General features: G+C 75.5%; 23 protein-coding genes. 9 read left to right on the top strand and 14 right to left on the bottom strand.

Going from position 1 to position 23,497, the window contains the following annotated elements; all coding sequences use genetic code 11:
- Window position 1 precedes the first annotated feature (1 nt).
- Window positions 2-538, top strand: coding sequence for an acyl-CoA thioesterase (locus tag AAG589_RS02430; protein ID WP_430566210.1), 537 nt, complete (start codon window positions 2-4; stop codon window positions 536-538).
- Window positions 539-554: 16 nt separating this feature from the next.
- Here AAG589_RS02430 and AAG589_RS02425 read toward each other — a convergent pair whose 3' ends face one another.
- Genes AAG589_RS02425 through AAG589_RS02415 form a run of 3 tightly spaced genes read right to left on the bottom strand, consistent with a single transcriptional unit; the run spans window position 555 to window position 4,505 of the window.
- Window positions 555-1,097 carry a hypothetical protein gene (locus AAG589_RS02425; RefSeq protein WP_430565652.1) on the bottom strand — a complete coding sequence of 181 codons (543 nt, stop codon included), beginning with the start codon at window positions 1,095-1,097 and terminating at the stop codon, window positions 555-557.
- Window positions 1,087-1,593, bottom strand: a complete 507-nt coding sequence (locus tag AAG589_RS02420) for a pyruvoyl-dependent arginine decarboxylase (protein ID WP_430565651.1) — start codon at window positions 1,591-1,593, stop codon at window positions 1,087-1,089. The genes AAG589_RS02425 and AAG589_RS02420 overlap by 11 nt, the downstream gene beginning before the upstream one ends.
- On the bottom strand, window positions 1,590-4,505 hold the full coding sequence (locus AAG589_RS02415) for a response regulator (protein WP_430565650.1): 2,916 nt from the start codon (window positions 4,503-4,505) through the stop codon (window positions 1,590-1,592). The genes AAG589_RS02420 and AAG589_RS02415 overlap by 4 nt, the downstream gene beginning before the upstream one ends.
- A 123-nt stretch (window positions 4,506-4,628) precedes the next feature.
- Between AAG589_RS02415 and AAG589_RS02410 the strand changes: the two genes are divergently transcribed.
- Entirely contained in the window at window positions 4,629-5,015 is a 387-nt protein-coding gene (locus tag AAG589_RS02410) for a response regulator (RefSeq protein WP_430565649.1), read from the top strand.
- Window positions 5,012-5,317 carry an Hpt domain-containing protein gene (locus AAG589_RS02405; RefSeq protein WP_430565648.1) on the top strand — a complete coding sequence of 102 codons (306 nt, stop codon included), beginning with the start codon at window positions 5,012-5,014 and terminating at the stop codon, window positions 5,315-5,317. The genes AAG589_RS02410 and AAG589_RS02405 overlap by 4 nt, the downstream gene beginning before the upstream one ends.
- Window positions 5,318-5,342: 25 nt before the next feature.
- On the opposite strand, the gene AAG589_RS02400 is transcribed toward AAG589_RS02405, so the two are convergent.
- A complete protein-coding gene (locus AAG589_RS02400; protein WP_446719664.1) occupies window positions 5,343-6,767 on the bottom strand; it encodes a M20/M25/M40 family metallo-hydrolase in 1,425 nt (474 codons plus the stop codon).
- Window positions 6,768-6,806: 39 nt separating this feature from the next.
- On the opposite strand from AAG589_RS02400, the gene AAG589_RS02395 reads away from it, so the two are divergent.
- Window positions 6,807-7,421 carry a DUF3043 domain-containing protein gene (locus AAG589_RS02395; RefSeq protein WP_430565647.1) on the top strand — a complete coding sequence of 205 codons (615 nt, stop codon included), beginning with the start codon at window positions 6,807-6,809 and terminating at the stop codon, window positions 7,419-7,421.
- A 46-nt stretch (window positions 7,422-7,467) separates the two neighbouring features.
- A complete protein-coding gene (locus AAG589_RS02390; protein ID WP_430565646.1) occupies window positions 7,468-8,481 on the top strand; it encodes an aldo/keto reductase family protein in 1,014 nt (337 codons plus the stop codon).
- Between the two features lie 99 nt (window positions 8,482-8,580).
- On the opposite strand, the gene yczE is transcribed toward AAG589_RS02390, so the two are convergent.
- On the bottom strand, window positions 8,581-9,513 hold the full coding sequence (gene yczE / locus AAG589_RS02385; RefSeq protein WP_430565645.1) for a membrane protein YczE: 933 nt from the start codon (window positions 9,511-9,513) through the stop codon (window positions 8,581-8,583).
- Window positions 9,514-9,574: 61 nt separating this feature from the next.
- Between yczE and yczR the strand changes: the two genes are divergently transcribed.
- Complete coding sequence (gene yczR / locus AAG589_RS02380; protein ID WP_430565644.1) at window positions 9,575-11,038, top strand: MocR-like transcription factor YczR; 1,464 nt, start codon at window positions 9,575-9,577, stop codon at window positions 11,036-11,038.
- 6 nt (window positions 11,039-11,044) lie between these two features.
- Here yczR and AAG589_RS02375 read toward each other — a convergent pair whose 3' ends face one another.
- From AAG589_RS02375 to AAG589_RS02360, 4 genes are read right to left on the bottom strand one after another with little or no spacing between them, the layout of a single operon-like run.
- Window positions 11,045-11,251: a hypothetical protein gene (locus AAG589_RS02375; RefSeq protein WP_430565643.1), complete on the bottom strand. Its 207-nt coding sequence runs from the start codon at window positions 11,249-11,251 to the stop codon at window positions 11,045-11,047.
- On the bottom strand, window positions 11,248-12,363 hold the full coding sequence (locus AAG589_RS02370; protein ID WP_430565642.1) for a quinone-dependent dihydroorotate dehydrogenase: 1,116 nt from the start codon (window positions 12,361-12,363) through the stop codon (window positions 11,248-11,250). The genes AAG589_RS02375 and AAG589_RS02370 overlap by 4 nt, the downstream gene beginning before the upstream one ends.
- On the bottom strand, window positions 12,360-12,896 hold the full coding sequence (locus tag AAG589_RS02365) for a hypothetical protein (protein ID WP_430565641.1): 537 nt from the start codon (window positions 12,894-12,896) through the stop codon (window positions 12,360-12,362). The genes AAG589_RS02370 and AAG589_RS02365 overlap by 4 nt, the downstream gene beginning before the upstream one ends.
- A complete protein-coding gene (locus AAG589_RS02360; RefSeq protein ID WP_430565640.1) occupies window positions 12,893-13,252 on the bottom strand; it encodes a hypothetical protein in 360 nt (119 codons plus the stop codon). The genes AAG589_RS02365 and AAG589_RS02360 overlap by 4 nt, the downstream gene beginning before the upstream one ends.
- 75 nt (window positions 13,253-13,327) lie before the next feature.
- Between AAG589_RS02360 and AAG589_RS02355 the strand changes: the two genes are divergently transcribed.
- Entirely contained in the window at window positions 13,328-14,818 is a 1,491-nt protein-coding gene (locus tag AAG589_RS02355; protein WP_430565639.1) for a leucyl aminopeptidase, read from the top strand.
- A 103-nt stretch (window positions 14,819-14,921) separates the two neighbouring features.
- On the opposite strand, the gene AAG589_RS02350 is transcribed toward AAG589_RS02355, so the two are convergent.
- A complete protein-coding gene (locus AAG589_RS02350) occupies window positions 14,922-15,701 on the bottom strand; it encodes a class I SAM-dependent methyltransferase (protein ID WP_430565638.1) in 780 nt (259 codons plus the stop codon).
- A gap of 8 nt (window positions 15,702-15,709) precedes the next feature.
- Entirely contained in the window at window positions 15,710-16,054 is a 345-nt protein-coding gene (locus AAG589_RS02345) for an oxidoreductase (RefSeq protein WP_430565637.1), read from the bottom strand.
- Between the two features lie 261 nt (window positions 16,055-16,315).
- On the opposite strand from AAG589_RS02345, the gene sucB reads away from it, so the two are divergent.
- Window positions 16,316-18,091 (top strand): 2-oxoglutarate dehydrogenase, E2 component, dihydrolipoamide succinyltransferase, encoded by a 1,776-nt coding sequence (gene sucB / locus AAG589_RS02340; protein ID WP_430565636.1) that lies wholly within the window; start codon window positions 16,316-16,318, stop codon window positions 18,089-18,091.
- Window positions 18,092-18,184: 93 nt separating this feature from the next.
- Here the strand turns inward: sucB and AAG589_RS02335 are convergent, their stop codons facing one another.
- Both AAG589_RS02335 and AAG589_RS02330 read right to left on the bottom strand, forming a co-directional pair.
- Window positions 18,185-19,516, bottom strand: a complete 1,332-nt coding sequence (locus tag AAG589_RS02335; protein ID WP_430565635.1) for a hypothetical protein — start codon at window positions 19,514-19,516, stop codon at window positions 18,185-18,187.
- Window positions 19,517-19,573: 57 nt separating this feature from the next.
- Complete coding sequence (locus AAG589_RS02330) at window positions 19,574-20,665, bottom strand: Gfo/Idh/MocA family oxidoreductase (protein WP_430565634.1); 1,092 nt, start codon at window positions 20,663-20,665, stop codon at window positions 19,574-19,576.
- Window positions 20,666-20,832: 167 nt separating this feature from the next.
- Between AAG589_RS02330 and AAG589_RS02325 the strand changes: the two genes are divergently transcribed.
- A complete protein-coding gene (locus AAG589_RS02325; protein WP_430565633.1) occupies window positions 20,833-21,183 on the top strand; it encodes a hypothetical protein in 351 nt (116 codons plus the stop codon).
- Here AAG589_RS02325 and AAG589_RS02320 read toward each other — a convergent pair.
- Window positions 21,164-23,482, bottom strand: coding sequence for an MMPL family transporter (locus AAG589_RS02320; protein ID WP_430565632.1), 2,319 nt, complete (start codon window positions 23,480-23,482; stop codon window positions 21,164-21,166). The genes AAG589_RS02325 and AAG589_RS02320 overlap by 20 nt on opposite strands.
- Between the last annotated feature and the right edge of the window lie 15 nt (window positions 23,483-23,497).

Here is a 23,497-nt window from a genome sequence, read left to right as displayed (position 1 = left end):
AATGATCCAGCTCACCTGGGCGTCCCTGCGTCCCCGCAAGCCGGTGCCCGGCCAGGGCCTGCTCGACCCGTCCGTGACGCGCCTGCGCGTGCACCCCGGCGACCTCGACATGTACCTGCACGTCAACAACGGCTCGTACCTGCAGATGATGGACGTGGCCCGGTCCAACTTCATCGCCGACCTCGACGGCTTCGCCAAGATCGGCGACCGCAAGTGGTACCCCGTCGTCGCCGCGTCGACGATGACGTACAAGCGGTCGCTCAAGCTCGGCGACCGGTTCGAGATCACCACGCGCGTCCTGGGCTGGGACGAGCGCGTCGTCTACATCGAGCAGGTCTTCACGTGCCGCGGGCAGCTCTACGCGCGGGGCTACGTGGCCGGCCGCTTCCTGGGCCCGGGGAACACGCGCGTCCCGGCACCCGACGTCGTCGCGCTCATGGGGCCGGACGCCCCGGCGCAGAGCCCCGACCTTCCCGACGACGTCGCCGCCTGGGCGAGGGCGCTGGACGTCGCCCATCGAGACGCCGGCCGGGTCTGACGGCGGACCGACGCCCTCAGTGGAAGGTGGTCGCGTAGTACGTCTGCCGGTCCACCGTCTCCACCGTCACGGCCTGCGTGCGTTCCAGGCGGCGACGCAGGTTGTCGGCGAAACGCAGCGAGTCGTCGTTGAAGCGGGAGACGTCGTACGCGCACACGACCCGGTGCTCGGCGAGGTGGGCGACGAGGGCGTCGATCATGTCCATGAACGTGCGGGTCGCCCGCCGGCCCGGGTGGGCCAGGGTGAACCCGACATACCAGACCGCGCCCCGCGCGGCGTGCTCGGGATAGCGCTCGGCGAAGAACTCCGGGCTCACCCAGGGCACGGCGGCGAGGTCGGTCGCGAGCGTCGTCAGCCCGACCGCCTCCCCCTGCGGGTCGTGGGCGAGGAGCTTGAGCACCCGCGGGTCGCTCATCTCCTCGTCGAACTCCTCGCGGTGCAGCACGTGGCGGGCGGCGGCACGGGTGCGCAGGGGCTCGAACGCCTCGAGGTACAGGCCCCAGAACCTCTCGGCGGTCTCCGCCGCGACGGTGTGCTCGAAGGTGACGTCAGCGCGCACGGCTCAGCTCCTCCCACCCCGCCCGGCGGAAGGTCGCGACGACCACGGCACACACGGGCAGGGACGCGCAGGTCAGACCGGCGACCCGTCTCCCCTCCGGGTGGTAGGCGTGCCCGCGCGTCGCGGACAGGTCCTCGAGGCTGTGCGCCAGGTCAGTCACCACCTGCTCGTGCGACGGCCCGTCGTGCTCGACGAACAGGCCTGCACCGCTGCCGTCGTCGCGTCGGGACCAGGCCACCCCGGCCCACGCCTCGTGGCCGGGCAGCGAGGCGTGCGCGGCGGCGTACACGCAGAAGAGCGCGTCGCCGTGCTCCCCCGGCAGCTGGTCGCGCCCGTCCACCTCGAGGATCGTGCTGCCCGAGGGCACCACGGAGCTCAGCCGGACGAGGTTGAAGTCGCCCACGCCCGCGTCGACGAGCGCCGCGTCGAAGGCGGCGAGAGTCGTGCGGCCCGTGCCGGTGCCGGCGCTCACGCGGATGGTCAACGGCTCGGTCATGGCGTCCTCGGGAGGGTCGGGTCGGCGGGCGCGCCGGCCGTGCGGCCGGCGGCGGCGTCCAGCAGGTCCAGCACGGGGCGGAGGATGGCGTCCGGCGCCTGCCGCCCCTTGGTGAGGAAGACAGTACTGCCCAGCCGCAGGTCCTCTCGCTCCTCGGGGCCGACCTCCGCGCCGGAGTACACCACGAGCGGCGTCCGACGGAGCCGTCCGCTCCGCCGTAGGTCGGCCACGAGGTCGTGGCCGGTCCCGTCGGGCAGGCGGAGGTCGAGCAGCACCAGGTCGGGCTCGTCGCCGTGCGCCAGGGCCTCCCGCGCCTCGGCGAGCCCGCGCGCCGGCGTCGCGGCCAGTCCGCCGCTCTCCAGCACGGCCGTCAGCACGGCGCGGAGGTCGTCGTCGTCCTCCACGACCAGGACGCGGCCGTGATGGGGGCGGAGCCTGACCACGTCCTGCACGGTCGCGACGAGTCGTTCCGGATCGACGGGCTTGACCAGCCAGCCGTCCGCGAGCGCCGCGGTCTCCCGCGCGGCCGACGCGGGGGTCCCGGAGACCACCACGACGGGCAGCTGGGCGGTCGCCGCGGTGCGGCGCAGGCGCCGCAGCACCTCCGCACCGCTCGTGCCGGGCATCGCCAGGTCGAGCACGATGGCCGCCGGATGCTCCTGCTCGACGACCTCGAGCGCCGCGCGTCCCTCGGTCACGCCGACCACGTCGTACCCGCGCGACTCGAGCACCGTGCGCAGGACGTCGACCACGTACGGGTCGTCGTCGACGACGACCACCCGGGTCGCAGCCTCGCCGCCGGGCGCCGGTGGGGCGACGGCCACGCCATCCCGCCCGGTCGATCCGGCCACGGGCACGCGCGGCAGCGTCAGCCTGAAGCTGGAGCCGTGCCCCTCGCCGTCGCTCACCGCCCACACTCGGCCCCCGTGCCGTTCAACGATGCTGCGCGCGATGGCGAGCCCGAGCCCGGTGCCGCCCCGCTCGCGCGCGTCGGAGGCGTCCACCTGCTCGAACCGCCTGAAGACCGCCTCGAGCCTGTCGGGCGGGATGCCCCGGCCGTCGTCGTCGACGCGCACCTCCACGAGGTCGCCCACCGGCGTGGCGGCGACCCGCACGGCGCCACCGCGAGGAGAGAACTTCACGGCGTTGCTGAGCAGGTTCGTCAGGGTCTGCACGATGCGCTCGCCGTCGACCCGGACCACCTCGTCGCTGCCGTCGGAGACCAGCTCCACCCCGGCCTCGTCGGCCAGGATCGACACCTGCTCCGCTGCGCCCTCGACGAGGTCGCGCAACCGGTGGTCGGCGAGCTCCAGCTGCGTGGTGCCCGCGTCCATGCGCTCGACGTCCAGGATGTCGTCCACGAGCCTGCCGAGCCGCTCGCTGCTGGTCAGGGCGATGTGCACCATGCGAGCGGCCTGCTCGGAGGACCGGTCGAGCACGCCGCTGTCGAGCAGCCCGAGCGCCCCGCGGATGGAGGTCAGCGGCGTGCGCAGCTCGTGGCTCACGACAGACACGAACTCGTCCTTGATGCGCTCGACCTCGCGACGCTCGGAGATGTCGCGGAACACGACCACTGCTCCGCTCACCACGCCGTCGGTGCGCAGCGGGCTCGCCGCGACCTCGACGGGCACGTCCTTGCCGTCCATCCGTCGGTAGACGTCCTGCTCCGCCGTCGCCGTGAGCCCGTCGCGCACCGCCTCGGTGATGTAGCAGCCCTCGGCGGGGTACGGGGTGCCGTCCGGCGCGGGCGCGTGGAAGGTCTCGTGGGCGTCGCGCCCGACGAGGTCCCCCGCCGCGACGCCCAGCGTCCGCGCACCGGCGTCGTTGACGAAGGTGACCCGGCCGGTGGCGTCGACACCGTAGATGCCGTCGGCCACGGACTCCAGCGTCCGCTCCCGCTCGCTCGCGAGGGCCCGCAGCTGCGCGGTCCGCTCCCCCACGCGGCGCTCCAGCCCGTGGCGCAGCGACTCGTTGTCGACGACGACGAGGATCTGTCGGGCGGCGACCGCGACGAGGACCGCCACCCACAGGGCGTTCGCGACGCCCGGGAAGTCCTCGCTCGACTGCCAGACGCGTGCGAGGGCCGCCGCGAGGAAGATGCCGAAGGTGATCACGGTCCCCAGCACCGGCGAACCGTCGGCGCGCTGGCTCGTCACCGGGCTGCCGGAGGCGGCAGGGTGCCGCGCAGCGACCGCGATGGCGAGATAGCCGCCCACCCAGCCGACGTCGACCGGGCTCCCGAAGCTGAACCCGCCGCCGGCCGTGAGGAGCGCGAACGCGACGTCGGCCACCGCGTACAGCACGAAACCGATGCCGACGAGGCCGAGGGGCACCCGCTCGGCCGCCGGCGACCGGGTGAGGACCAGCACTGCGAGGGTCGCGAGCAGCGCGTCGGCGACGGGGAGGGCGTACGCGGTGAGCGCCGGCTGCGCCGCGAAGCCCTCGCCCTGCAGCGCGACCCCGAAGACCGCGATGTACAGGACCGACCCGCCGACCACGACGCTGTCCAGCAGCATGCGCACGAGCTCGTGCCCGCGCGGCCGGACGGTCGGGAAGAGGGCCAGCCCCACCATGCCGAGCAGCAGCGCGGCGATGTAGGCCGTGTCTCCGGTCTCCGGGTCGCCGACGAGACCGGCGTACACGTTGCCGAGCAGGCCGACCACGCCGCCGAGCGACAGCAGCCCCCAGGCGCGTCGCCTCCGTCCGGCCGACCGCACCGCACGCCACCCGCAGCTCAGGGCCGCGACCACGCCCGCGGCGGCGATCGCCGCTCGCGAGAGCTCCGCCTGCGTCGCCGGGTCCAGGGGGCCTGCGAGCAGCACCACCAGCACGAGCACGACGACCGCCGCCGTCCAGCTCCACCCCATGAACGCGGCATGCGCCCGCGCCGTGGCCTGCCGCCCGTCCCCCATGCGCCGAGACTAGGAGAGGTTCGTGCCCTTCGCCCCCGATGCCGCCCGGGCGACGAAGCGCGGCACGACCCGTCCGGGGGTAGCGTCGAGCGAACGCAGGTGAGCCGACAGGAGGCACGACACGTGGCGACGGGGGGCCGACGCGTGGTGGTGATCGACGACGATCCGTCGATCCGCGAGGTGGCGGCCGTCGCGCTGCGCGCGGTCGGAGGCCACGAGGTCCACACGGCCGGCGACGGCACGGAGGGCCTGGAGGTCGCGCGACGCGTGCTGCCGGACGCGATCCTGCTGGACGTCATGATGCCGGTGCACGACGGTCCGACGGTGCTCGGGCGGCTGCGCGGGGTGCCCGAGCTGCGCGACGTCCCGGTCGTGTTCCTCACCGCGAAGGTCGGCGCGCAGGACATCTCACGGCTCGACGGCCTCGGCGCCGTCGCCGTGCTCACGAAGCCCTTCGACCCCATGAACCTGTCGGCGGAGCTCGCCGCCGCCCTCGGGTGGGACACGTGACCGCCGCGGAGGACGGGCTGGACGAGGTGATGGTCGCGCTCGCGCAGCGGGCGCACGCACGCAACAGGGACCGGGCCCGGCGGGTGGCCGAGCTGCTGACGGCGCCCGCCGGCACGATCGAGCCGGCGGCGTACGAGGAGGTCGCGCGGCTGTGCCACACCATGGCGGGGTCCGCGGCCACCTTCGGCGAGGAGCACCTGGCCGCCGCGTCCGCACGGCTCGAGGCCGTGCTGCGCGAGGGGCCGGACGGCGACGTCCCCGCCGCGCTCGACGCCCTGCGCGCCGCGGCGGGGACGGACTGACCGGCGGCCCCGTCGCGACCGCCCGTCAGCTCTCCGGGGTGGCGACCCGGCGCAGCAGGAGCGCCTCGGCCAGGACGACCTTGCGCAGCTCGCCGAGGTGGACCGACTCGTCGGCGCCGTGCGCGCGGGAGTCGGGGTCCTCGACCCCCGTGACGAGCACGGAGGCGTCGGGGAAGAACTCGAGCAGGTCGGCGATGAACGGGATCGACCCGCCGATGCCGACGTCGACCGGGTCCGTGCCCCAGGCGGAGGCGAACGCCGAGCGGGCGGCGCGCATCGCCGCGGAGTCGTCCGCCGCGTGGAACGCACGACCCTGCTCCCCCGGGTGCCAGGTCACGCGCGCCCCGAACGGCGCGTGCGACTCGAGGTGGGCCCGCAGCGCGTCCTCGGCCGCCTGCGGCTCCTGCCCCGGCGGGATGCGCAGCGACAGCTTCGCGGCGGCGCGCGGCGCGAGGGTGTTCGAGGCGTGCGCCACGCTCGTCGCGTCGATGCCGATGACGGACAGCGCCGGCTTGGTCCACAGGCGGCCGGCGATGCTGCCCTCGCCCGCGAGCGCCACGCCGTCGAGCACGGAGGAGTCGGCGCGGAACGCGGCCTCGTCGTAGTCGACCTCCGGCTCGGGCGCGCCGACCAGCCCGGCGACCGCGACGTTGCCGGCGTCGTCGTGCAGGGTCGCGACCAGGCGGGCGAGCAGCGTGTTGGCGTCCAGCACCGGGCCGCCGAACATGCCGGAGTGCACCGCGTGGCCGAGCACCTCGACCTCGACGACGCCGTCGACCAGGCCGCGCAGCGAGGTGGTCAGCGCGGGCACGCCCACCTTCCAGTTGGTGGAGTCCGCGACGACGATGACGTCGGCGGCGAGCAGCTCCCTGTGGTCCGCGAGGAACTGCCGGAAGCTCGGCGAGCCGGACTCCTCCTCGCCCTCGACGAAGACGGTGATCCCGACCGGCAGGTCGTCGCCGGTCTCCTCGCCGAGTGCGGCGAGGGCGCGCAGCGCGCCGACGTGCGCCACCAGCCCGGCCTTGTCGTCCGCGGCGCCGCGGCCGTAGAGCCGCATCCCCACCTGGACGGGCTCGAACGGGTCCGTCGACCACGCGGACGCGTCGCCGGGCGGCTGGACGTCGTGGTGCGCGTACAGCAGCACCGTCGGCGCGCCCTCGGGCGCCGGTCGACGAGCGACGACGGCGGGCGCGCCGGGCGTCCCGTCGGGGCGGTCGGAGCGCAGGATCCGCACGTCGGGCAGCCCCGCGTCGCGCAGCAGCGCGGCCACGGCGTCGGCGCTCTCGGCCACGTGCGCCTGGTCGAACGCGGCGGCGGAGACGCTCGGGATGCGGACGAGACGCTCGAGGTCCGCCTGCAGGGCGGGGAACTGCCGGTCGACGTGCGCGCGCAGGGTGGAGGCGTCGTCGTGCGGCTGGGCGTCCGGGAAGGTGGCGTGGGTGTCGGTCACGCGGCTCACGCTACCTGCGCGCTCGACTACGCTGGGTGCGTGTTCTCCCGCAACAAGCCCGACGCGACGCCGTCGTCCCCCGACTCCACCGACCCCGTCGACGCGGCCGCCGAGATCGAGAAGGCCGGCACGCCCGCCGGCAAGGGCCGGCCCACGCCCAAGCGCAGCGTGGCCGAGGCCGCGAACAAGCGTCCCCTGGTGCCGGACGACCGCAAGGCGGCGACCAAGGCGGCGCGGGAGAAGGCGCGCGAGCAGCGCAACCTCGAGTACCGGGCGATGCAGACGGGCGACGAGCGGCACCTGCCGCCGCGCGACAAGGGCCCGCTCAAGCGCTACGTGCGTGACTACGTCGACGCGCGCTGGAACCTCGGCGAGTTCTTCCTGCCGGTGGCGTTCCTGTTCATCGTCCTGAACTTCATCTTCATGCAGAACGTGACGATGTCGGCGCTCGTGCTGATGCTGCTGTACGCCGTCGTGCTGCTCACCATCGCCGACGCGTTCCTGCTGTGGCGCGGGCTCAAGAAGCGCCTGCTGGCCAAGTTCGGCGAGGTCCCCAAGGGCACGATGATGTACGCCGTCATGCGCGCGTTCCAGATCCGCCGGTCGCGGCTGCCCAAGCCGTCGTCGAAGAAGCACGGCGTCTGGCCCGAGTGACGGTCGCCGGGCCCGGGTGCCCGATCCTGCGTCCTAGGGTGGGCGCATGGTCAACTACCGGTACCTCGGCAACAGCGGTCTGAAGATCTCCGAGATCACCTACGGCAACTGGCTCACCCACGGCTCGCAGGTGGAGAACGACGTCGCCACGCAGTGCGTGCGCGCCGCCCTCGACGCCGGCATCACGACGTTCGACACCGCGGACGTCTACGCGAACACGAAGGCCGAGCAGGTGCTCGGCGACGCCCTCGCCGGCGAGCGGCGCGAGTCGCTCGAGATCTTCACCAAGGTGTACTGGCCGACCGGCCCGGGCGGCCCCAACGACACGGGCCTGTCCCGCAAGCACGTCATGGAGTCGATCAACGGCTCCCTGAAGCGGCTCGGCACGGACTATGTCGACCTCTACCAGGCGCACCGCTACGACACCGAGACGCCGCTCGAGGAGACGATGCAGGCGTTCGCCGACATCGTCCGCCAGGGCAAGGCCCTGTACATCGGCGTCTCCGAGTGGACCGCCGACCAGATCCGCGCCGGCGCCGCCCTGGCGAAGGACCTCGGCTTCCAGCTCATCTCCTCCCAGCCGCAGTACTCCATGCTCTGGCGGGTCATCGAGGACGAGGTCGTGCCCGCGTCGAAGGAGTGCGGCCTGTCGCAGATCGTCTGGTCGCCGATGGCGCAGGGCGTGCTGTCCGGCAAGTACGTGCCCGGGCAGCCGCTGCCGGCCGGATCGCGCGCGACGGACGACAAGGGCGGGGCGCAGAGCATCCGCCGCTTCCTCGACGACGACGTGCTCACCCGGGTGCAGAACCTGCGCCCCGTCGCCGACGAGCTCGGCCTGTCGATGGCACAGCTCGCCGTCGCCTGGGTGCTGCAGAACGACAACGTCGCCGCCGCCCTCGTGGGCGCGTCCCGGCCCGAGCAGGTCGCGGAGAACGTCAAGGCGTCCGGCGTGACCATCCCGGCCGAGCTCCTCGCGAGGATCGACGACGTCCTGGGCGACGTCGTCGTGCGCGACCCGGCCAAGACCGCCGAGAACGCCCCGCAGACCCGAGTGGCCTGACGGCCCTCGTGCCGACGTAGCGGTTCCTTCCCGTCCGGCTGGCCGGAGAGCTGGCCGGAGAGAAGGTCACCGCTACGTCGGCCAGCCCCACCCGCGCCGTCAGTGGTCGCGGTGCTCGCGCGCGATCGCGTCCAGCGCGTCGGCGATCTCTCGGCCGCGGGTGGCGATCCGGTCGCCGTCCGCGGGCCGGGCCGCGGGCTCGTGCTCGCGCCCAGGGACGTCACCTGCCGGCCGTCGGCGGCTTCGCGGCGCCTCGCCCGTGAGCCCCGCCGGCACCAGCCACCGCCAGCGCACCGTCGCCTGCACCACGGGCCCGACGCCGAGCGCGTACGCGATCGTGGCCCAGCCGAACGTGCCGCCGAGCAGCACTCCCACGAGGACGACGCTCACCTCGATGCCCGTCTTCACCAGGCGGACCGACCAGCCCGTGCGCTGGACGAGGCCGGTCATCAGCCCGTCGCGGGGGCCAGGGCCGAGGCGCACCCCGATGTAGGCGGCGGTGGCCACGCCGTTGAGGACGATGCCACCGACCGCGAGGACGACCCGGGCTGCCAGGGCAGGGTCCGGCACGAGCCGCTCCATGGCCGTCAGGCTCGGGCCGATCGCCACGCTGATCAGGACGACGTTCGCCAGGGTGCCGATGCCGGGCCGCTGCCGCAGCGGGATCCACGCGAGCAGCACCAGCACGGCCGTCAGCGCGACGACTCCGCCGAACCCGAGCCCGGTGCTGCGCACCAGCCCCTGGTGCAGCACGTCCCACGGCATGCCGCCCTCGCCGGCGTGCAGCATCATCGCCATCGACCACGCGAAGCCGAGCAGCCCGAGGACGAGCTGCACGCCGCGGCGCACCGGACCCATCGCCGTGGCCGGGGGCGCGCTCGGCGCGGCGCCCGAGTCAGGGCGCGGGACGGGGCTCGGGACGGGGCTCGGTGCGGGATGCGCGCCGGTCCCGGCGGCCGGTCGGCGGTGCAGGCGCCGCCCGGGCCGACGGGCGGCGCGGGGGCGGCGGACGGGGCGGGACGTCGTGCTCATGGTCCCCACCCTCCGCGCCATTGGCCTTGCATTCCATATCCAATAGGGCAACAGTGGCCCCGTGACCGTCGCACCCACCGCCACGACCGCCCCGCCCGCCGTCCGCCAGCTCTCCCCCGCCGCCACGGCACGCCTGCTGGGCGACTGGCGCGCGGGCGGGCCGGCCTACCTGGCCCTGGCGGACGCACTCCGGGCGGCGGTCCTCTCCGGGAGCCTGCCGCCGCTGACGCGGGTGCCGAGCGAGCGGGAGCTGGCCGCCGCGCTGCGGGTGTCGAGGACCACCACGTCGGGCGCGTACGCCCGTCTGCGCGAGCTCGGCTTCCTGGTCAGCCGCGTGGGGTCGGGCACCGTGACGACGCTCCCCCGCGGCGCCGGGCCGGCGCGCGGCAGGCTCCCCGTCGCCGCGGGCGACGCCCCGGCCGACGCCCCGCCGGACGGCGCCGACGAGGCCCTCGTCGACCTCGCCCAGGCGACCCCGTCGGCCACCTCAGCCTTGCACGACGCCTACTCCGCCGCGCTCGAGGTGCTGCCCGGATACCTCGGCACCGGCGGCTACGCCCACCTCGGAGTGGAGGTGCTGCGGTCGGCGATCGCCGACCGCTACACGGCGCGCGGGGTGCCGACCACGCCGGAGCAGATCCTCGTGACCACCGGCGCCCAGCAGGCGATCGCGGTGCTCACGCACGCCTTCGTCGGCCGCGGCGAGACGGCCGTCGTCGAGTCCCCCACCTACTTCCACGCCCTGGAGCCGGCGCGCCGCCTCGGCGGCCGGGTCGTGGGCGTCCCGGTCGGCGACGTCGAGACGCTCGCCTCGGCCGTGCGGCGGGCCCGGCCCCGGCTCGTCTACCTGGTCCCGGACTTCCACAACCCCACCGGCGCCACCATGCCCGCCGAGGCGCGGGCGGCGGTCCGCGACCTCGCCGACCGCGCGGGGGTCACCGTGGTGGGCGACGAGACCCTCACCGACCTGGCCCTCGACCCGGGATCGCAGGTGCCGGAGCCGTTCGCGGGCGACGGCACCTCGCCGCACGTCGTGACCATCGGGTCGGCGTCGAAGTCCTTCTGGGGCGGGGTGCGCGTCGGCTGGGTGCGCGCCGACCCGCAGGTCGTGCGCCGCCTGGCGCGTGTGCGCGAGTCGGCCGACATCGCGACGCCGGTGCTCGAGCAGCTCGCCGTCGTCGAGCTGCTGCGCCGGGCGGACGAGATCCTGCCGGGCCGCGTCGCCAACCTGCGCGCGCGACGCGACCTGCTCGTCGACCTCGTCCGCGACGCCCTTCCCGACTGGCGGGTGCCCGTGCCCGCGGGCGGGCTGTGCCTGTGGGCGGACCTGGGCCGGCCGCTCGCCCAGGCGTTCGCCGCCGCGGCCGTGGCCCGCGGTGTCCTGGTCACCCCGGGGCCGGCGTTCACGCCCGACGGGTCGTCGCGCGACCGCGTCCGCCTGACGTTCACCCGCGACCCCGACCAGCTCGCCGCCGCCGTGCCGCGGCTGGCGCGCGCCTGGGCCCAGGTGACGGCCGGGGCGTGAGACCGCTCAGGCGCCCGGGAGCACCACGCCGGGCGTCGCCTGCGACCCGTCGTGCAGCAGCCGGGCCAGGGTCGCCCCGCCGGCGGCCAGCTCACGCCAGTGCTCCCCGAGCCACTGCTCGGCGTCGTACTGCGTGGTGAAGACCGGGCTCGGCACGCTCAGCGGCCGCCCCTCGACGTCGTCCAGGGCCCACTCCCACCGCGGCTGGATCATGCGGCGCTCCCGCCGTCACGACCGCCGTCCGGGCGGTCGATGCTGCCGGCCGCCACCGAGCCACGGGTGCGCGTCAGGGCACGGTTGACCCGCGACGGCCAGAACGGCCCGGAGTAGATGAAGGCCGTGTAGCCCTGGGTGAGGTCGGCGCCCGCGCGCAGGTAGGCACGCACGTCGTCGGCGTTCGAGATCCCGCCGACGCCGATGATCGCCGGGTCCGGCCCGAGCCGCTCCCGCAGCCGGGCCACGACCTGCAGCCCGCGCTCGAGCAGCGGCGGCCCGGACAGCCCGCCGGGGCCCCGGTCGTGGCCGATGGTCGTGTTCACGGCGACGACGCCGTCCAGGCCGAGCTCCGTGACGAGGTCCGCCACGGCGTCGACGTCGGCGTCCGCGAGGTCGGGCGCGATCTTCACCAGCAGCGGCACGCGGCGGGTGCCGGCCGCGGCGGTGGCCTCGTCGGCCGCGGCGCGCGCGGCCGTCAGGATGGGCCGCAGCTCGGCCGTGGTCTGCAGGTCGCGCAGGCCCGGCGTGTTCGGCGACGAGACGTTCACCACGAGGTAGTCGGCCCACGGCGCCAGCTCGCGGGCGCAGGCCGCGTAGTCGTCGGCAGCGCGCTCGGCGGGCGTCGTCTTGTTCTTGCCGATGTTCGCGCCGACGACGACGGCGCGGCCGGCCGGCGTGGCGCGCAGCTCGCGCAGCCGGGCCGCGGCGGCCGACGCGCCCTCGTTGTTGAAGCCCATGCGGTTGCGGACGCCGCGCACGTCGAGCTCGCGCCACATGCGCGGCGCCTCGTTGCCGGGCTGCGGGCGCGGGGTGACCGTGCCGATCTCGACGAACCCGAACCCGAGCATGGTCAGGCCGCGGATCGCGCGGGCGTTCTTGTCGAACCCGCCGGCCAGCCCGAACGGCGCGGGCACGGTGCGGCCGAGCACCTCGATGCTGCCCGGCCCCCCGCTGCCGCGGCCCAGGTACGGGGCGAGCGCGCCCTGGACGACGTCCCGCAGCACGGGCAGGCGGCCGGCGAGCGAGATGGCGCCGAACGAGAGCTCGTGCGCCCGTTCGGGGTCCATCCGGCGAAAGACGCCGTTGAAGAGCAGGGTGTACGGGCTCATCGGACCTCCGGGTCGGGGGCTGCGGGCTCGGTGGGCGGCTCGGTGGGCGGCTCGGTATGCACGGTGGGCGCTGTCGGCTCGGGCGGGCTCGTCACGACGTCGTCGGTCCGGCCGTGCGGGCGGGTGCGCCAGAGCCACCACAGCCCCACGAACGGCAGCACGAGCGGCACGTAACCGTAGCCCTGGCCGAAGCCGGACCACACGGTCGTCTCGCCGAAGACGTCGGGCGAGGCCACGGAGGCCGTGCCCACCGCGAGGACGCCGACGGCCTCGAACCCCACGGTCACCCACGCGACGACGCGCCAGCGCGGGCCGCCCTTGGCGAGGGCGACGGTGGCCAGCACGTACACGACGGCCGACAGCGTCGACAGCGAGTAGGCGACGGGCGCCTCGGAGAACTTGGTGGCCAGCTCGTACGACGAACGGCCGATCGCGGCGAAGGCGAGGATGCCGTAGACCGTGACGAGCAGCCGGCCGAAGCCGGAGCCGGTCCGGCGCCCTCCGGGCGCGGCCGACGGGGTCGTGGCGCTCATGCGGCCCCCCAGATCTGCCACAGCCGCCAGTCGAGGAAGCCCACGGTGAGCGCGGCCACCGCCAGCACGACCGACGACCACTTGGTGCGCTCGGCGAACGCCCAGATCGCGGCCACCGGCAGCACGACGAGGGCGGTGGCGACGTAGCCCCAGAACAGCGGCCCATCGACGGGGTGGTCGCGGGTGACCATGAGCACGCCCGCCACCACCGCCTGCACGACGATCAGCGCCTCGACGACCGCCGCACCGATCAGCTGCTTGAGGATCACGGCGCGGTCCTGGACGACGAACCACAAGGCCCACCCGGCGAGCGCGGCGCACGCCAGCAGGACGACGATCAGGAGGGGAAGGACCACGCCCGCAGACTACCGGCCGCCCGGCCCGACCGAGGCGGCCGCGAGCGCCGTCCGGTGCGGGGATAGCATCGACGCGTGGCAGACCTCACCCTCACCGGCAAGAATCCCAGCTCTCTCAAGGTCGACGCGCTCGTCGTCGGCACCTGCTCCACGTCGGACGGCGTCGCCGTCGTCGCGGACCAGCTGCCCGAGACGTTCGTGCGACAGATCGAGACGCTCGCCCCCCGGCTCGGCGTCACCGGCGCCCGCGACGAGGTGCGCCGCGTGCCCGCGGCCGACGGCGTCGCCGCCGACGTCGTCGTGCTCGCGGGGCTCGGCGAGCGCGCCGCCGACGGCACGTTCTCCCGCGAGGTGCTCCGCTCCGCGGCCGGCGCCGCCACCCGCGAGCTCGCCGGGTCGGACACGGTCGCCGTCGCGCTGCCCGCGGTGGACGAGGACGAGCTCGGCGCGGTCGTCGAGGGCGCGCTGCTCGGCGCGTACTCGTACACCCGCTACCGCACGGGCAAGGACACCAAGGCCCCCGTCGGCGGCATCCAGGTCGTGACGTCGTTCGCGCGCTCGGGCCGCGCCAAGGCCGCCGTCGCGCGCGCCGAGGTGCTCGCCGCGGCCGTGCACGGCACGCGCGACCTGGTCAACGACGCCCCCAACGAGCTCTACCCGGCCGCGTTCGCCGACGCCGCCAAGGCCGCGGTCAAGGGCATCAAGGGCGTCAAGGTCACGGTCCTCGACGACAAGCAGCTCGCCGCCGGCGGGTACGGCGGCCTGGTCGGCGTCGGCCAGGGCTCCACGCGCGGCCCGCGCCTGGTCAAGCTGGCGTACTCGCCCGCCAAGGCCGCCGAGAAGGTCGCGATCGTGGGCAAGGGCATCACGTTCGACACGGGCGGCATCTCGCTCAAGCCGCCGGCCAGCATGCCCACGATGAAGTCCGACATGGCGGGCGCCGCCGCGGTGCTGCACACCGTCCTCGCGGCCGCGCGCCTCGGCCTGCCCGTCGCGGTGACCGGCTACCTCTGCCTGGCCGAGAACATGCCGGGCGGCAACGCGCAGCGCCCCGCCGACGTCGTCACGATGCGCGGCGGCAAGACCGTCGAGGTCACCAACACCGACGCCGAGGGCCGGCTCGTCATGGCGGACGGCCTGGTCGCCGCCGTCGAGGACGGGCACGACGTCGTCCTCGACATCGCGACGCTCACGGGCGCGCAGATGGTGGCGCTCGGCAGCCGCACCTCCGGCGTCATGGGCACGGACGCCGTCCGCGACGAGGTCAAGGCCGCCGCCGACGCGGCCGGCGAGGCGTTCTGGCCGATGCCGATGCCCGCCGAGCTCAAGGCGGGGCTCAAGTCGACCGTCGCCGACATGGTGAACTCCGCCCCCAGCCGCTGGGGCGGCATGCTGTTCGCCGCGCACTTCCTCGCGGAGTTCGTCGGCGACACCCCGTGGGCGCACCTCGACATCGCGGGCCCGTCGTACAACGAGGGGTCGTCGTTCGGGTACACGCCCGCCGGGGGCACCGGCGTCGGCGTGCGCACCCTGCTCGCCTTCCTCGAGGGCCGCGCGGGCGCCTGACGTCCCGCCCGGCGCACCGGCCCCCGCACCTCCACCGCGGACGACGGCGCCCGGCCACCGACCCGGTGAGCCGGGCGCCGTCGGCGTCCTCGGGAGCGTCGCGTCAGGCGGGGGTACGGGCCACGGCCCAGCGGAACGCGTTCGCCAGGCGGTAGGCGCCGCCGGGCGTCCGGAAGGGCGCGGCCGCCGCCAGCACCGCCGGCGCCAGCTCACGCAGGGTGCGCTCGTCCTCGCCGAGCAGGACGCCGCGCACGAGCCGGTCGTCGTCCGGCGCGGTCCACGGCACGTCGACGATCCCGGACCCGACGACCTCGAGCCCGGCGCCCGTGAGCGCGGCCTCGAGGCCGCCCGGGGCGCGCAGCGGTCCGTCGGGCGGCACGTCCTCCTCGAAGGCCGCGGCGACGGCGCGCTCGACGACGTCGAGGTCGTTGCGGGAGCCCTCTGCCCAGCAGGCGATCCCCACGCGGCCGCCGGGCGCCAGCACGCGGGCGGCCTCCGCGAGGGCGTCGCCCGTGTCGTCGGCGAGCTGCAGGGCGTTCACCGCGAGGACCACGTCGAAGGCGCCGTCGTCGAACGGGAGGTGCTCGGCGTCACCCTCGACGACGGTCGCCGCGGGGTGCCGCTCGGCGGCCCGCCCGACCATGGCCGGGGCGGGGTCGACGCCCGCGGTCACCGCACCCGCCGCCAGCAGGTGCCCGACCAGCTCGCCCGTGCCGCACCCCACGTCGAGGACCCGCGAGCCCGGACCCGCACCCGCGGCGGACAGCAGGGGCGGCCAGGCCGGCGCGGCGAGCGCGCCCCAGAGCTCCGCCCACGCGTCGGCCACCGACGACCAGCGCTCGCCGGTGCCGCCGTCCCCGCCGTCGTCCCCGCCGACGTCCATGCCGCGACTCAGCCCTTCCGGCGCTGCGCCGACGTCCAGTCCCGCATGCGCTGCGGGTAGCCGGTGAACCGCACGTTGTAGACCGGGACCCCCAACGAGCGCGCCACCTCGAAGCCCGTGCGCTCGTCCGGGACGCGGCGGCGCGTCCACTCCCCCGTGGTCGCGACCAACAGCACCGTCGTCGGGGTCTGGGCGTTGGGCGGCTCCACGTAGGCCTCCACCCCGACCCGGGTGCGCACGAACTCCTGCAGGTGCGCCATCGTCTCGCCCCGGGATCCCGAGGAGGGCGGCGCACCGGGAGCCGACGACGACGATCTGCCCAGCAGGCGTCCCAGCGAGGTCCTGAGCGACATGGCGCGAGACTACCGCCGTCGTCGGCGTCGTGGTCGGAGACGTCCTGGAGACCGACCGGAGGTGTCCTGAAGGTCATGCGGCGGTCAGGTGTACCCAGCGTCACACCAACCCGGACCCCCGAACGATTGGGGCGACCCCCGTGGAGGTGACAAGATGGCAGGCAGTGACCAGAACGCGGCAACCGGAGATGTCGCGGGCCGGCAACCCGGCTCGCCTCGGCACGTCGCCTGACCCACTGATCGAAGGAGACTCCACAGGTCATGTCTGAGAACGTGCAGCTCCCTGCACTCGGCGAGTCCGTCACCGAGGGCACCGTCACCCGATGGCTCAAGGCCGTCGGCGACACCGTCGCCGTCGACGAGCCCCTGCTGGAGGTCTCGACCGACAAGGTCGACACGGAGATCCCCTCCCCGGTCGCCGGTGTGCTCGAGCAGATCCTCGTCGAGGAGGACGACACCGTCGAGGTCGGTGCGACCCTCGCCGTCGTCGGCGACGGTTCCGGTGCCGGTGGTGGCGACGCGGCTCCGGCCGCCGAGGCCCCCGCCGCCGAGCCCGAGGCCCCCGCGGAGCCCGAGCAGCCCGCCGCCCCGTCCGAGCCCGCCCCGGCCCCCGAGGCCCCCGCTCCTGCTGCCGAGGCGCCCGCCGCCGGCGGCGGCGAGGGCACCGAGGTGACCCTGCCCGCCCTGGGCGAGTCCGTCACCGAGGGCACCGTGACCCGCTGGCTCAAGGCCGTCGGCGACTCGGTCGAGGTCGACGAGCCCCTGCTCGAGGTCTCGACCGACAAGGTCGACACCGAGATCCCGTCCCCCGTGGCCGGCACCGTGCAGCAGCTCCTCGTCGAGGAGGACGCGACCGTCGAGGTCGGCGCCGTCCTGGCGATCGTGGGCTCCGGCGCCGCGGCCCCGGCCGCGCCCGCCGCTCCGGCCGAGCCCGAGCCCGCGAAGGCCCCGGAGCCCGTCGGCGCCCCCGAGAAGCCCGAGCAGCCGGCTGCCGCCGCCCCTGCCCCGGCTCCCGCCGCCCCGGCTGCTCCTGCCGCCCCGCCGGCTCCGCCCGCCCCGGCTCCCGAGGCGCCCGCCGCCCCGGCTCCGGCCGCCGGCAAGGGCTCCTACCTCACGCCGCTGGTGCGCAAGCTCGCCGCGGAGAAGGGCGTGGACGTCTCGACCCTCCAGGGCACGGGCGTCGGCGGCCGCATCCGCAAGGAGGACGTGCTCGCCGCGGCCGAGAAGGCCGCCGCCCCCGCGCCCGCCGCTGCTGCGCCCGCGCCCGCCGCGGCACCCGCCGCCAAGGCTCCGGCCGTGCTGCCGGTCTCCCCGCTGCGGGGCACCACGGAGAAGATGTCGCGGCTGCGCAAGATCGTCGCGGAGCGCATGGTCGAGTCCCTGCACACGCAGGCCCAGCTCACCACCGTGGTCGAGGTGGACGTCACCAAGGTCGCCAAGCTGCGCGCGAAGGCCAAGGAGTCGTTCAAGGCCCGCGAGGGTGCGAACCTCACCTACCTGCCGTTCTACACGCTCGCCGCGGTCGAGGCGCTCAAGGCGTTCCCGAAGATCAACGCGTCGATCGACCAGGACAAGGGCGAGATCACCTACCACCCCTCGGAGAACGTCGGCATCGCCGTCGACACCGAGCGCGGCCTGGTCGTCCCGGTCATCAAGAACGCCGGCGACCTGAACCTGGCGGGCATCGCCCGGCAGATCGGCGACCTGGGCGCCCGCACCCGGGCGAACAAGGTGGGCCCGGACGAGCTGTCCGGCGCCACGTTCACGATCACGAACACCGGCTCGGGCGGCGCGCTCATCGACACGCCGATCGTCCCCGGCGGTCAGGTCGCGATCCTCGGCACCGGCACGATCACCAAGAAGCCGGCGGTCGTCACGGGCCCGGACGGCGAGGAGACCATCGCCATCCGCCAGTTCGCCTACCTGTTCCTCTCCTACGACCACCGCCTGGTCGACGGTGCGGACGCCGCGCGGTTCCTCACCGCGATCAAGGCCCGCATCGAGGAGGGCGCGTTCGAGGCCGAGGTCGGTCTCTGACCTCTCCCCGTCCCTGACCGACGAAGGGCGTCCCGGCCGCGGCCGGGACGCCCTTCGTCGTCTCCCGGCACCCCGGCACGGCCCGGGAGGAGCTCAGGAGACCTCGGCGACGCGCCAGCCGGCCGGCGTCCAGGCGAGCCGTAGCGTCGCGGTCCGGACGTCGGACGCGGGGACGGCGGTGACGGTACCGTCGTCGGCCACCTGCTCGTGCGCGCCGATCGCGTAGCGCACCACGACGTCCGCCTCGGCGCCCTCCTGCCGCCGGGTGTCCGTGTCCTCCACCCGCGCCGCCGCGCCGCGCACCTGCGTGCCGGCCTGCGCCGTGTCCTCCAGCAGCGCGACGTCCGCCTCGTGCGCGGGCGACGCCGGCACGTCGACCGAGCCCCACCCCTCGGGGGCGGGCTCCTCGGCAGCCAGCAGCGCGACCCTGCGCCGGGTGAGCTCCGCGGCGGCGGCCGCGGGGTCGGCACGGTCCTGCGTCGGGTCCTGCGCCGGTGCCCGCTCGGCCGCCGCCTTCTGCAGGGTCGCCTCCCGCGCCGTGGCACCCGGCTCCGCGGCGCCGCCGGGGGCGCGCACCTGGACGGCGACCGTCGTCAGCACCGCGACGACGCCCACCGCACCCACGACGCCGAGCACCCGCCGCCCGGCCCTGCCCCGCCGGGGGGCGGGCGCGCGGTGCCCTGACCGGCTCGGCGGGCGCCCGACCGCGCCGCCGTCCGCGCGCCGCACCGTGCGGCGCGCCCTCGGGACGCCGGCGCGCGGGGTACCGGCGGCCGGCGCCGGGACGGTGGCGCGCCGGCCGAGAGACGCCGCCGCGAGCGCCGCCGGCTCCGGCAGGCGCACGGTCTCGACGGCCACCGCGGCGTCCGCCTGGGCCGCCAGCGCGCCCGCCTCCGGCCGGACCCGCGGGTCCGGCGCCGACGCCGGCGCCAGCACGGCGCGCAGCGCGGCCGCGTCGTCGTCGCTCCGGTCGCCGAGCAGGTCGGCGACCAGCGCCGCCAGGGCGTGCACGTCCGCCGCCTCGCCGTCGGCGGGGTCGTCCGCCGCCGCGCCGACGCCCGCGGTGCCGCCGACGTCGGCCCTGGGCCGCAGGAGCGCGCCGCCACCGGGGTCGAGCACCACGTCGTGCGCCGCCAGGGCGCCCTGCCGCAGCCCGGCGCTGTGCACCGCCGCCAGCCCGCGCGCGACGGCGACGAGGACGCCCGCCGCCTCCCGCGACGTCAGTCGCCCCCGGACGGCGAGCACGGTGGGCAGGTCGGTCGCCGCGCCCCCGCGCCGCACGGCCAGGGTGCCGTCGTCGCGCACGTCGACGGCGACGACGGGTTCCACGCACGGGTGCCGGAGCGTCGCGAGGGCGCGCACCCGCTCCAGGAGGGCGTCGCGGGTGCCGGCGTCGGTCGGGATCGGCAGCGTCTGGGTGGGCACGGAGCCCATCGAACACCCTCCCGGCGCACCGCCGTCGCCGTCATCCACAGGCCGGGGTCAGAGCGCGATGCGACGCCCCTCGCGGGCCGACACACGGGCGGCGTCCAGCACCTCGGCGGTGCGCACGGCGTCGGCCGGGTCGACGGGCGCGGGCTCGTCGCCGTGCAGCCACGGCACCAGCGCCCGGTAGAAGTCGGCGTGGCCGCCCGGTGCCGCGGGCACGGCGCGCCGGTCGCGGCCGCGCGTGAGCCAGCCGACCGACCCCTCGGGCGCGTCGTCGTCCAGCGCCTCGAGGGGGGAGGCGTCCTGCTCGAAGGTCGTCACCAGGTAGGCGCCCGCCGTCCCGAGCACGCGGGTCCGGGGGCCAGGAGCGCCCACGACGGACCCGGCCCAGAGCCGGGACACGACGGCGTGCGGGCTCGCCGCGCGGCCCCCGCCGGCCTCGTGCTCCAGCACCAGGAAGACGTCGTCCTCGGTGGGCGTGCTGACCTTCCGGGTCTGCGCCCAGACCGACTCCACCCGGCCGAAGAGCTGGGTCGCCGAGTCGACCAGGTGCGGGCCCAGGTCGAGCAGCAGCCCGCCGCCGACCGGGTCGTTCTCCTTCCACCGTTGCCGCGGCACCGGCCGCCAGCGCTCCCACCGGCGCTCGAACGTGTGCACGTCGCCGAGCTCCCCCGCGTCGAGCAGGCTCATCAGGGTGAGCTGCTCAGGGTCCCAGCGCCGGTTCTGGAACACGGTGAACGGGGTTCCGGTGGCGGCCGCCTCCTCGACGACGGCGCGCGCCTGGTGCGCGTCGAGCCCGATCGGCTTGTCCAGCACGAACGGGATCTCGGCGCGGGCGAGGGCGGCGGCGTGCTCCGCGTGCAGGGCCGTGGGGCTGGCGACCACGACGAGGTCGTAGGCGCGGCGCGCGGCGATCAGCTCGTCGAGGTCGGACAGCAGCCGGGCCCCCGGCCAGTCCCCCGCGGCCTGGTTGCGCCGGCCCGGGTCCCGGGTCACGACCGCGGTCACCCGGTGCCCGGTCTCCGCCGCCAGGCGGGCGTGGATCTCCCGGCCCGCTCCGCCGTACCCGACGATCGCCAGGCGTGGCGGAGGTACCGCCGTCGCGCCGTCGGTCGCGCCCGCCACTGCCGCCTCGTCCGTGACCATGCGACCCATCGTGCCCGACGCCGTGCCCGATCTCGTGCCCGACACAGCCGTATCGCACCGGCGAGCCCCGCGACCGGCGGGTTGTGGGCACCGTGCGCCTCCCGTAGACCGGAAGGAGGGAGCCGCACACCACGGCCCCGCAGGAGCGACCGGAAGGAGCGACGACGATGGCGACGCGACTGAACCAGCCGGGCCTGGAGCAGGCCCGCGCGCTGGTGCGCGAGGGCCGGGTGGTCCGCGACGAGCGGGACGACTGGAGCGAGCACGCCCCCAGCACGGACGACGAGAACCGCTTCGTGGACCGCGAGGGCTGGACGGAGTTCCGGCACTGGCACCTCGGCATCGACGACGACGAGAACCCCGAGACCAAGCAGGCCGTGTCGTTCCCCTACGGCGACCTGTCCAAGGTGCACCGGTGCGCGGTGGTGTCGCTGGAGAGCCGGGCCGGGCAGTACGACCACGACGACATCCGGGACGCGGCCCGAGCCCTGCTGGAGCTCATCGACTCGACGGCGTGACCTCCCGCGACCGCCGCCCGAGCCGCGACGGCCACCAGACGCGGTCGCCGACGTCGTGCACCAGGGCCGGCACGAGAAGGCTGCGCACGGCGAGCGTGTCGACCAGCACGCCGAACGCGACGATCACCGCGAGCTGGGCGAGGAACAGCAGCGGGATCACACCCAGGGCGGCGAAGGTCGCCGCCAGCACCACGCCCGCCGACGTGATCACCGAGCCCGTGACGGCCAGGCCCCGCAGCACGCCCCGGCGGGTGCCCACCCGCAGGCTCTCCTCCCGCACGCGCGTCATGAGGAAGATCGAGTAGTCGACCCCGAGCGCCACGAGGAAGCAGAACGCGTACAGCGGCACCGCCGGGTCCGCGCCCGGGAAGGCGAGCACGTGCTCGAACACCAGCGCGGAGACACCCAGCGCGAACCCGAACGAGAGCACGTTCGCGGCCATGAGCAGCACGGCCGCCAGCACGGAGCGCAGCAGCAGCACGAGGATCAGCAGGATCACCGCCAGCACGACCGGCACGATCACCCGCAGGTCGTGCTGGCCGGCGAGCTGGGTGTCGAGCCGTTCGGCGGCCGCCCCGCCCACCAGCGCGTCGGGACTGACGTCGTGCACCGCGGTGCGCAGGTCGGCCACCGCGTCGACCGCCGCCTGGCTGTCGGACGGCGCCTCGGTGGTGACGTCGACGCGCACCCGGCCGTCGACGACGAGCGGGTCGCCCTGCGCGGGCATCCCGGGCGCGGTGGCGGGCTGGTCCGTGACGAGGGTCGCGGCCGTGATCCCGTCGCTGCCCTCCGCGGCCTCCACGACGGCGTCCGCGTCCTCCTCGGGCGCGATCACGGTCGCCGGCTGCGCCGAGACGCCCTCGAAGTGGCGCGTCAGGGCCGCCTCGCCGTCGACCGAGTCGACCTGCGTGAGGAACACCTCCGAGTCACCGGTGCCGTTCGCGTCCAGCGTGGGCACGAACGCGGCGCCCGCGGCAAGCACCACGGCAGTGACGACCCACACCACCCGGTCGTGGCGGCCGACGAACCCGGCGACGCGCGACCACACGCCGTGCCCGGCGACGTCCACGTGCGTGTCGTCCTCAGCGCCCTCGGCGTCGTCCGCGGTCACGGCGACGGGCTCCGGCGCCTCCTGGGCATCGGAGTGCCGCCCGAGCGCGTGCGGCACGCGCGGCCAGAAGACCCAGCGGGCCCGGCGTCCGCCCACCAGCAGCATGGCGGGCAGGAGCGTCGTCGCCGACAGGAACGCTGCGGCGATGCCGATCGCCGCGACGGGGCCCAGGCTCCGGTTGGACGACAGGTCCGACAGCAGCAGGCACAGCAGCCCGACGATCACCGTGCCCGCGCTGGCCGCGATCGGCTCGATCGAGGCGCGCACGGCCCGGCGCATCGCCGTGTACGGGGAGCTGGTGGCCCGTAGCTCCTCGCGGTACCGCGCCACCAGGAGCAGGGCGTAGTCCACGGAGGCGCCCACGACGAGGATCGACAGGATGCCCTGCGACTGGCCGTTGAGCGTCAGGACGTCGTTCGCGGCGAGGTGGTAGACCACCAGCCCCGCGAGGCAGAGCGCCAGGACCGCCGTGAGGATCACGACGAAGGGCAGGAACGGCGAGCGGTAGACGAGCGCCAGGATCACCAGGACGGCGCCGAGCGCGACGAGCAGCAGGACGGTGTCGATCGCGCCGAACGCGCTCACCAGGTCGGCGACGAAGCCCGCGGGCCCCGTGACCCAGGCCTCCAGCCCCGTGCCCGCGAGCCCGCCGTCGGCGACGTCCGCGGCGGCGAGCGCGCGGAGGGCCGCGACCGCGAGCTCGGAACCGCTCGACTCCTCCGCCCCGAGGTCCTCGGACGCCTGCGCGGCGTCCAGCGACACGACGACGAGCGCGGCCTGGCCGTCCTCGGACGGCACGACGACGGGGTCCGCGATGCTCATGTCCCCCACTGTGCGGGGCTCGTCGCCCGACGTGCCCTCGAGGGGCGCGTCCGCGATCGCGTCGGCGTACGCCTGCACGTCGGCGAGCTGCTCGCGCGTCAGCGCGGACCCGTCCGCCGTCTCGGCGACGACGAGCGCCGGCAGCGTCTCGGAGTCCGTGAACTGCTCGGCCAGGTCGGCCGCCTGCGTGGACTCGGCGCTCGCGGGCAGGAAGGCGGCGTCGTCGTTGGTCTGGACGCTGCTCAGGCTGCCCTGGGCCTGGCCCCCGAAGGCGCCGATCGCGAGCCACACCCCGATCGCTGCCAGAATGACGAGGCCTCGCAGCAGGCCCCGCCCCCGATTGCCCCGCGCTCGATTGCTCAGCATGCTGAGTATTCTGGC

The sequence above is a fragment of the Isoptericola sp. F-RaC21 genome, from assembly GCF_038593535.1.
In the GTDB taxonomy this organism is placed as follows: Bacteria; Actinomycetota; Actinomycetes; order Actinomycetales; family Cellulomonadaceae; genus Isoptericola.
The sequence above is the reverse complement of the archived record's forward strand: the minus strand, read 5'-3'. Positions and strand labels throughout refer to the sequence as shown.

Excerpts from the sequence above, each read along its gene's own strand:
- AAG589_RS02430 (WP_430566210.1), top strand. The coding sequence starts at position 2 with ATGATCCAGCTCACCTGGGCGTCCCTGCGTCCCCGCAAGCCGGTGCCC.
- AAG589_RS02420 (WP_430565651.1), bottom strand. The coding sequence starts at position 1,593 with ATGACCGAGCCGTTGACCATCCGCGTGAGCGCCGGCACCGGCACGGGC.
- AAG589_RS02415 (WP_430565650.1), bottom strand. The coding sequence starts at position 4,505 with ATGGGGGACGGGCGGCAGGCCACGGCGCGGGCGCATGCCGCGTTCATG.
- AAG589_RS02390 (WP_430565646.1), top strand. The coding sequence starts at position 7,468 with ATGGTCAACTACCGGTACCTCGGCAACAGCGGTCTGAAGATCTCCGAG.
- yczE (WP_430565645.1), bottom strand. The coding sequence starts at position 9,513 with ATGAGCACGACGTCCCGCCCCGTCCGCCGCCCCCGCGCCGCCCGTCGG.
- AAG589_RS02375 (WP_430565643.1), bottom strand. The coding sequence starts at position 11,251 with ATGATCCAGCCGCGGTGGGAGTGGGCCCTGGACGACGTCGAGGGGCGG.
- AAG589_RS02370 (WP_430565642.1), bottom strand. The coding sequence starts at position 12,363 with ATGAGCCCGTACACCCTGCTCTTCAACGGCGTCTTTCGCCGGATGGAC.
- AAG589_RS02365 (WP_430565641.1), bottom strand. The coding sequence starts at position 12,896 with ATGAGCGCCACGACCCCGTCGGCCGCGCCCGGAGGGCGCCGGACCGGC.
- AAG589_RS02350 (WP_430565638.1), bottom strand. The coding sequence starts at position 15,701 with ATGGACGTCGGCGGGGACGACGGCGGGGACGGCGGCACCGGCGAGCGC.
- AAG589_RS02345 (WP_430565637.1), bottom strand. The coding sequence starts at position 16,054 with ATGTCGCTCAGGACCTCGCTGGGACGCCTGCTGGGCAGATCGTCGTCG.
- sucB (WP_430565636.1), top strand. The coding sequence starts at position 16,316 with ATGTCTGAGAACGTGCAGCTCCCTGCACTCGGCGAGTCCGTCACCGAG.
- AAG589_RS02330 (WP_430565634.1), bottom strand. The coding sequence starts at position 20,665 with ATGGTCACGGACGAGGCGGCAGTGGCGGGCGCGACCGACGGCGCGACG.
- AAG589_RS02325 (WP_430565633.1), top strand. The coding sequence starts at position 20,833 with ATGGCGACGCGACTGAACCAGCCGGGCCTGGAGCAGGCCCGCGCGCTG.
- AAG589_RS02320 (WP_430565632.1), bottom strand. The coding sequence starts at position 23,482 with ATGCTGAGCAATCGAGCGCGGGGCAATCGGGGGCGGGGCCTGCTGCGA.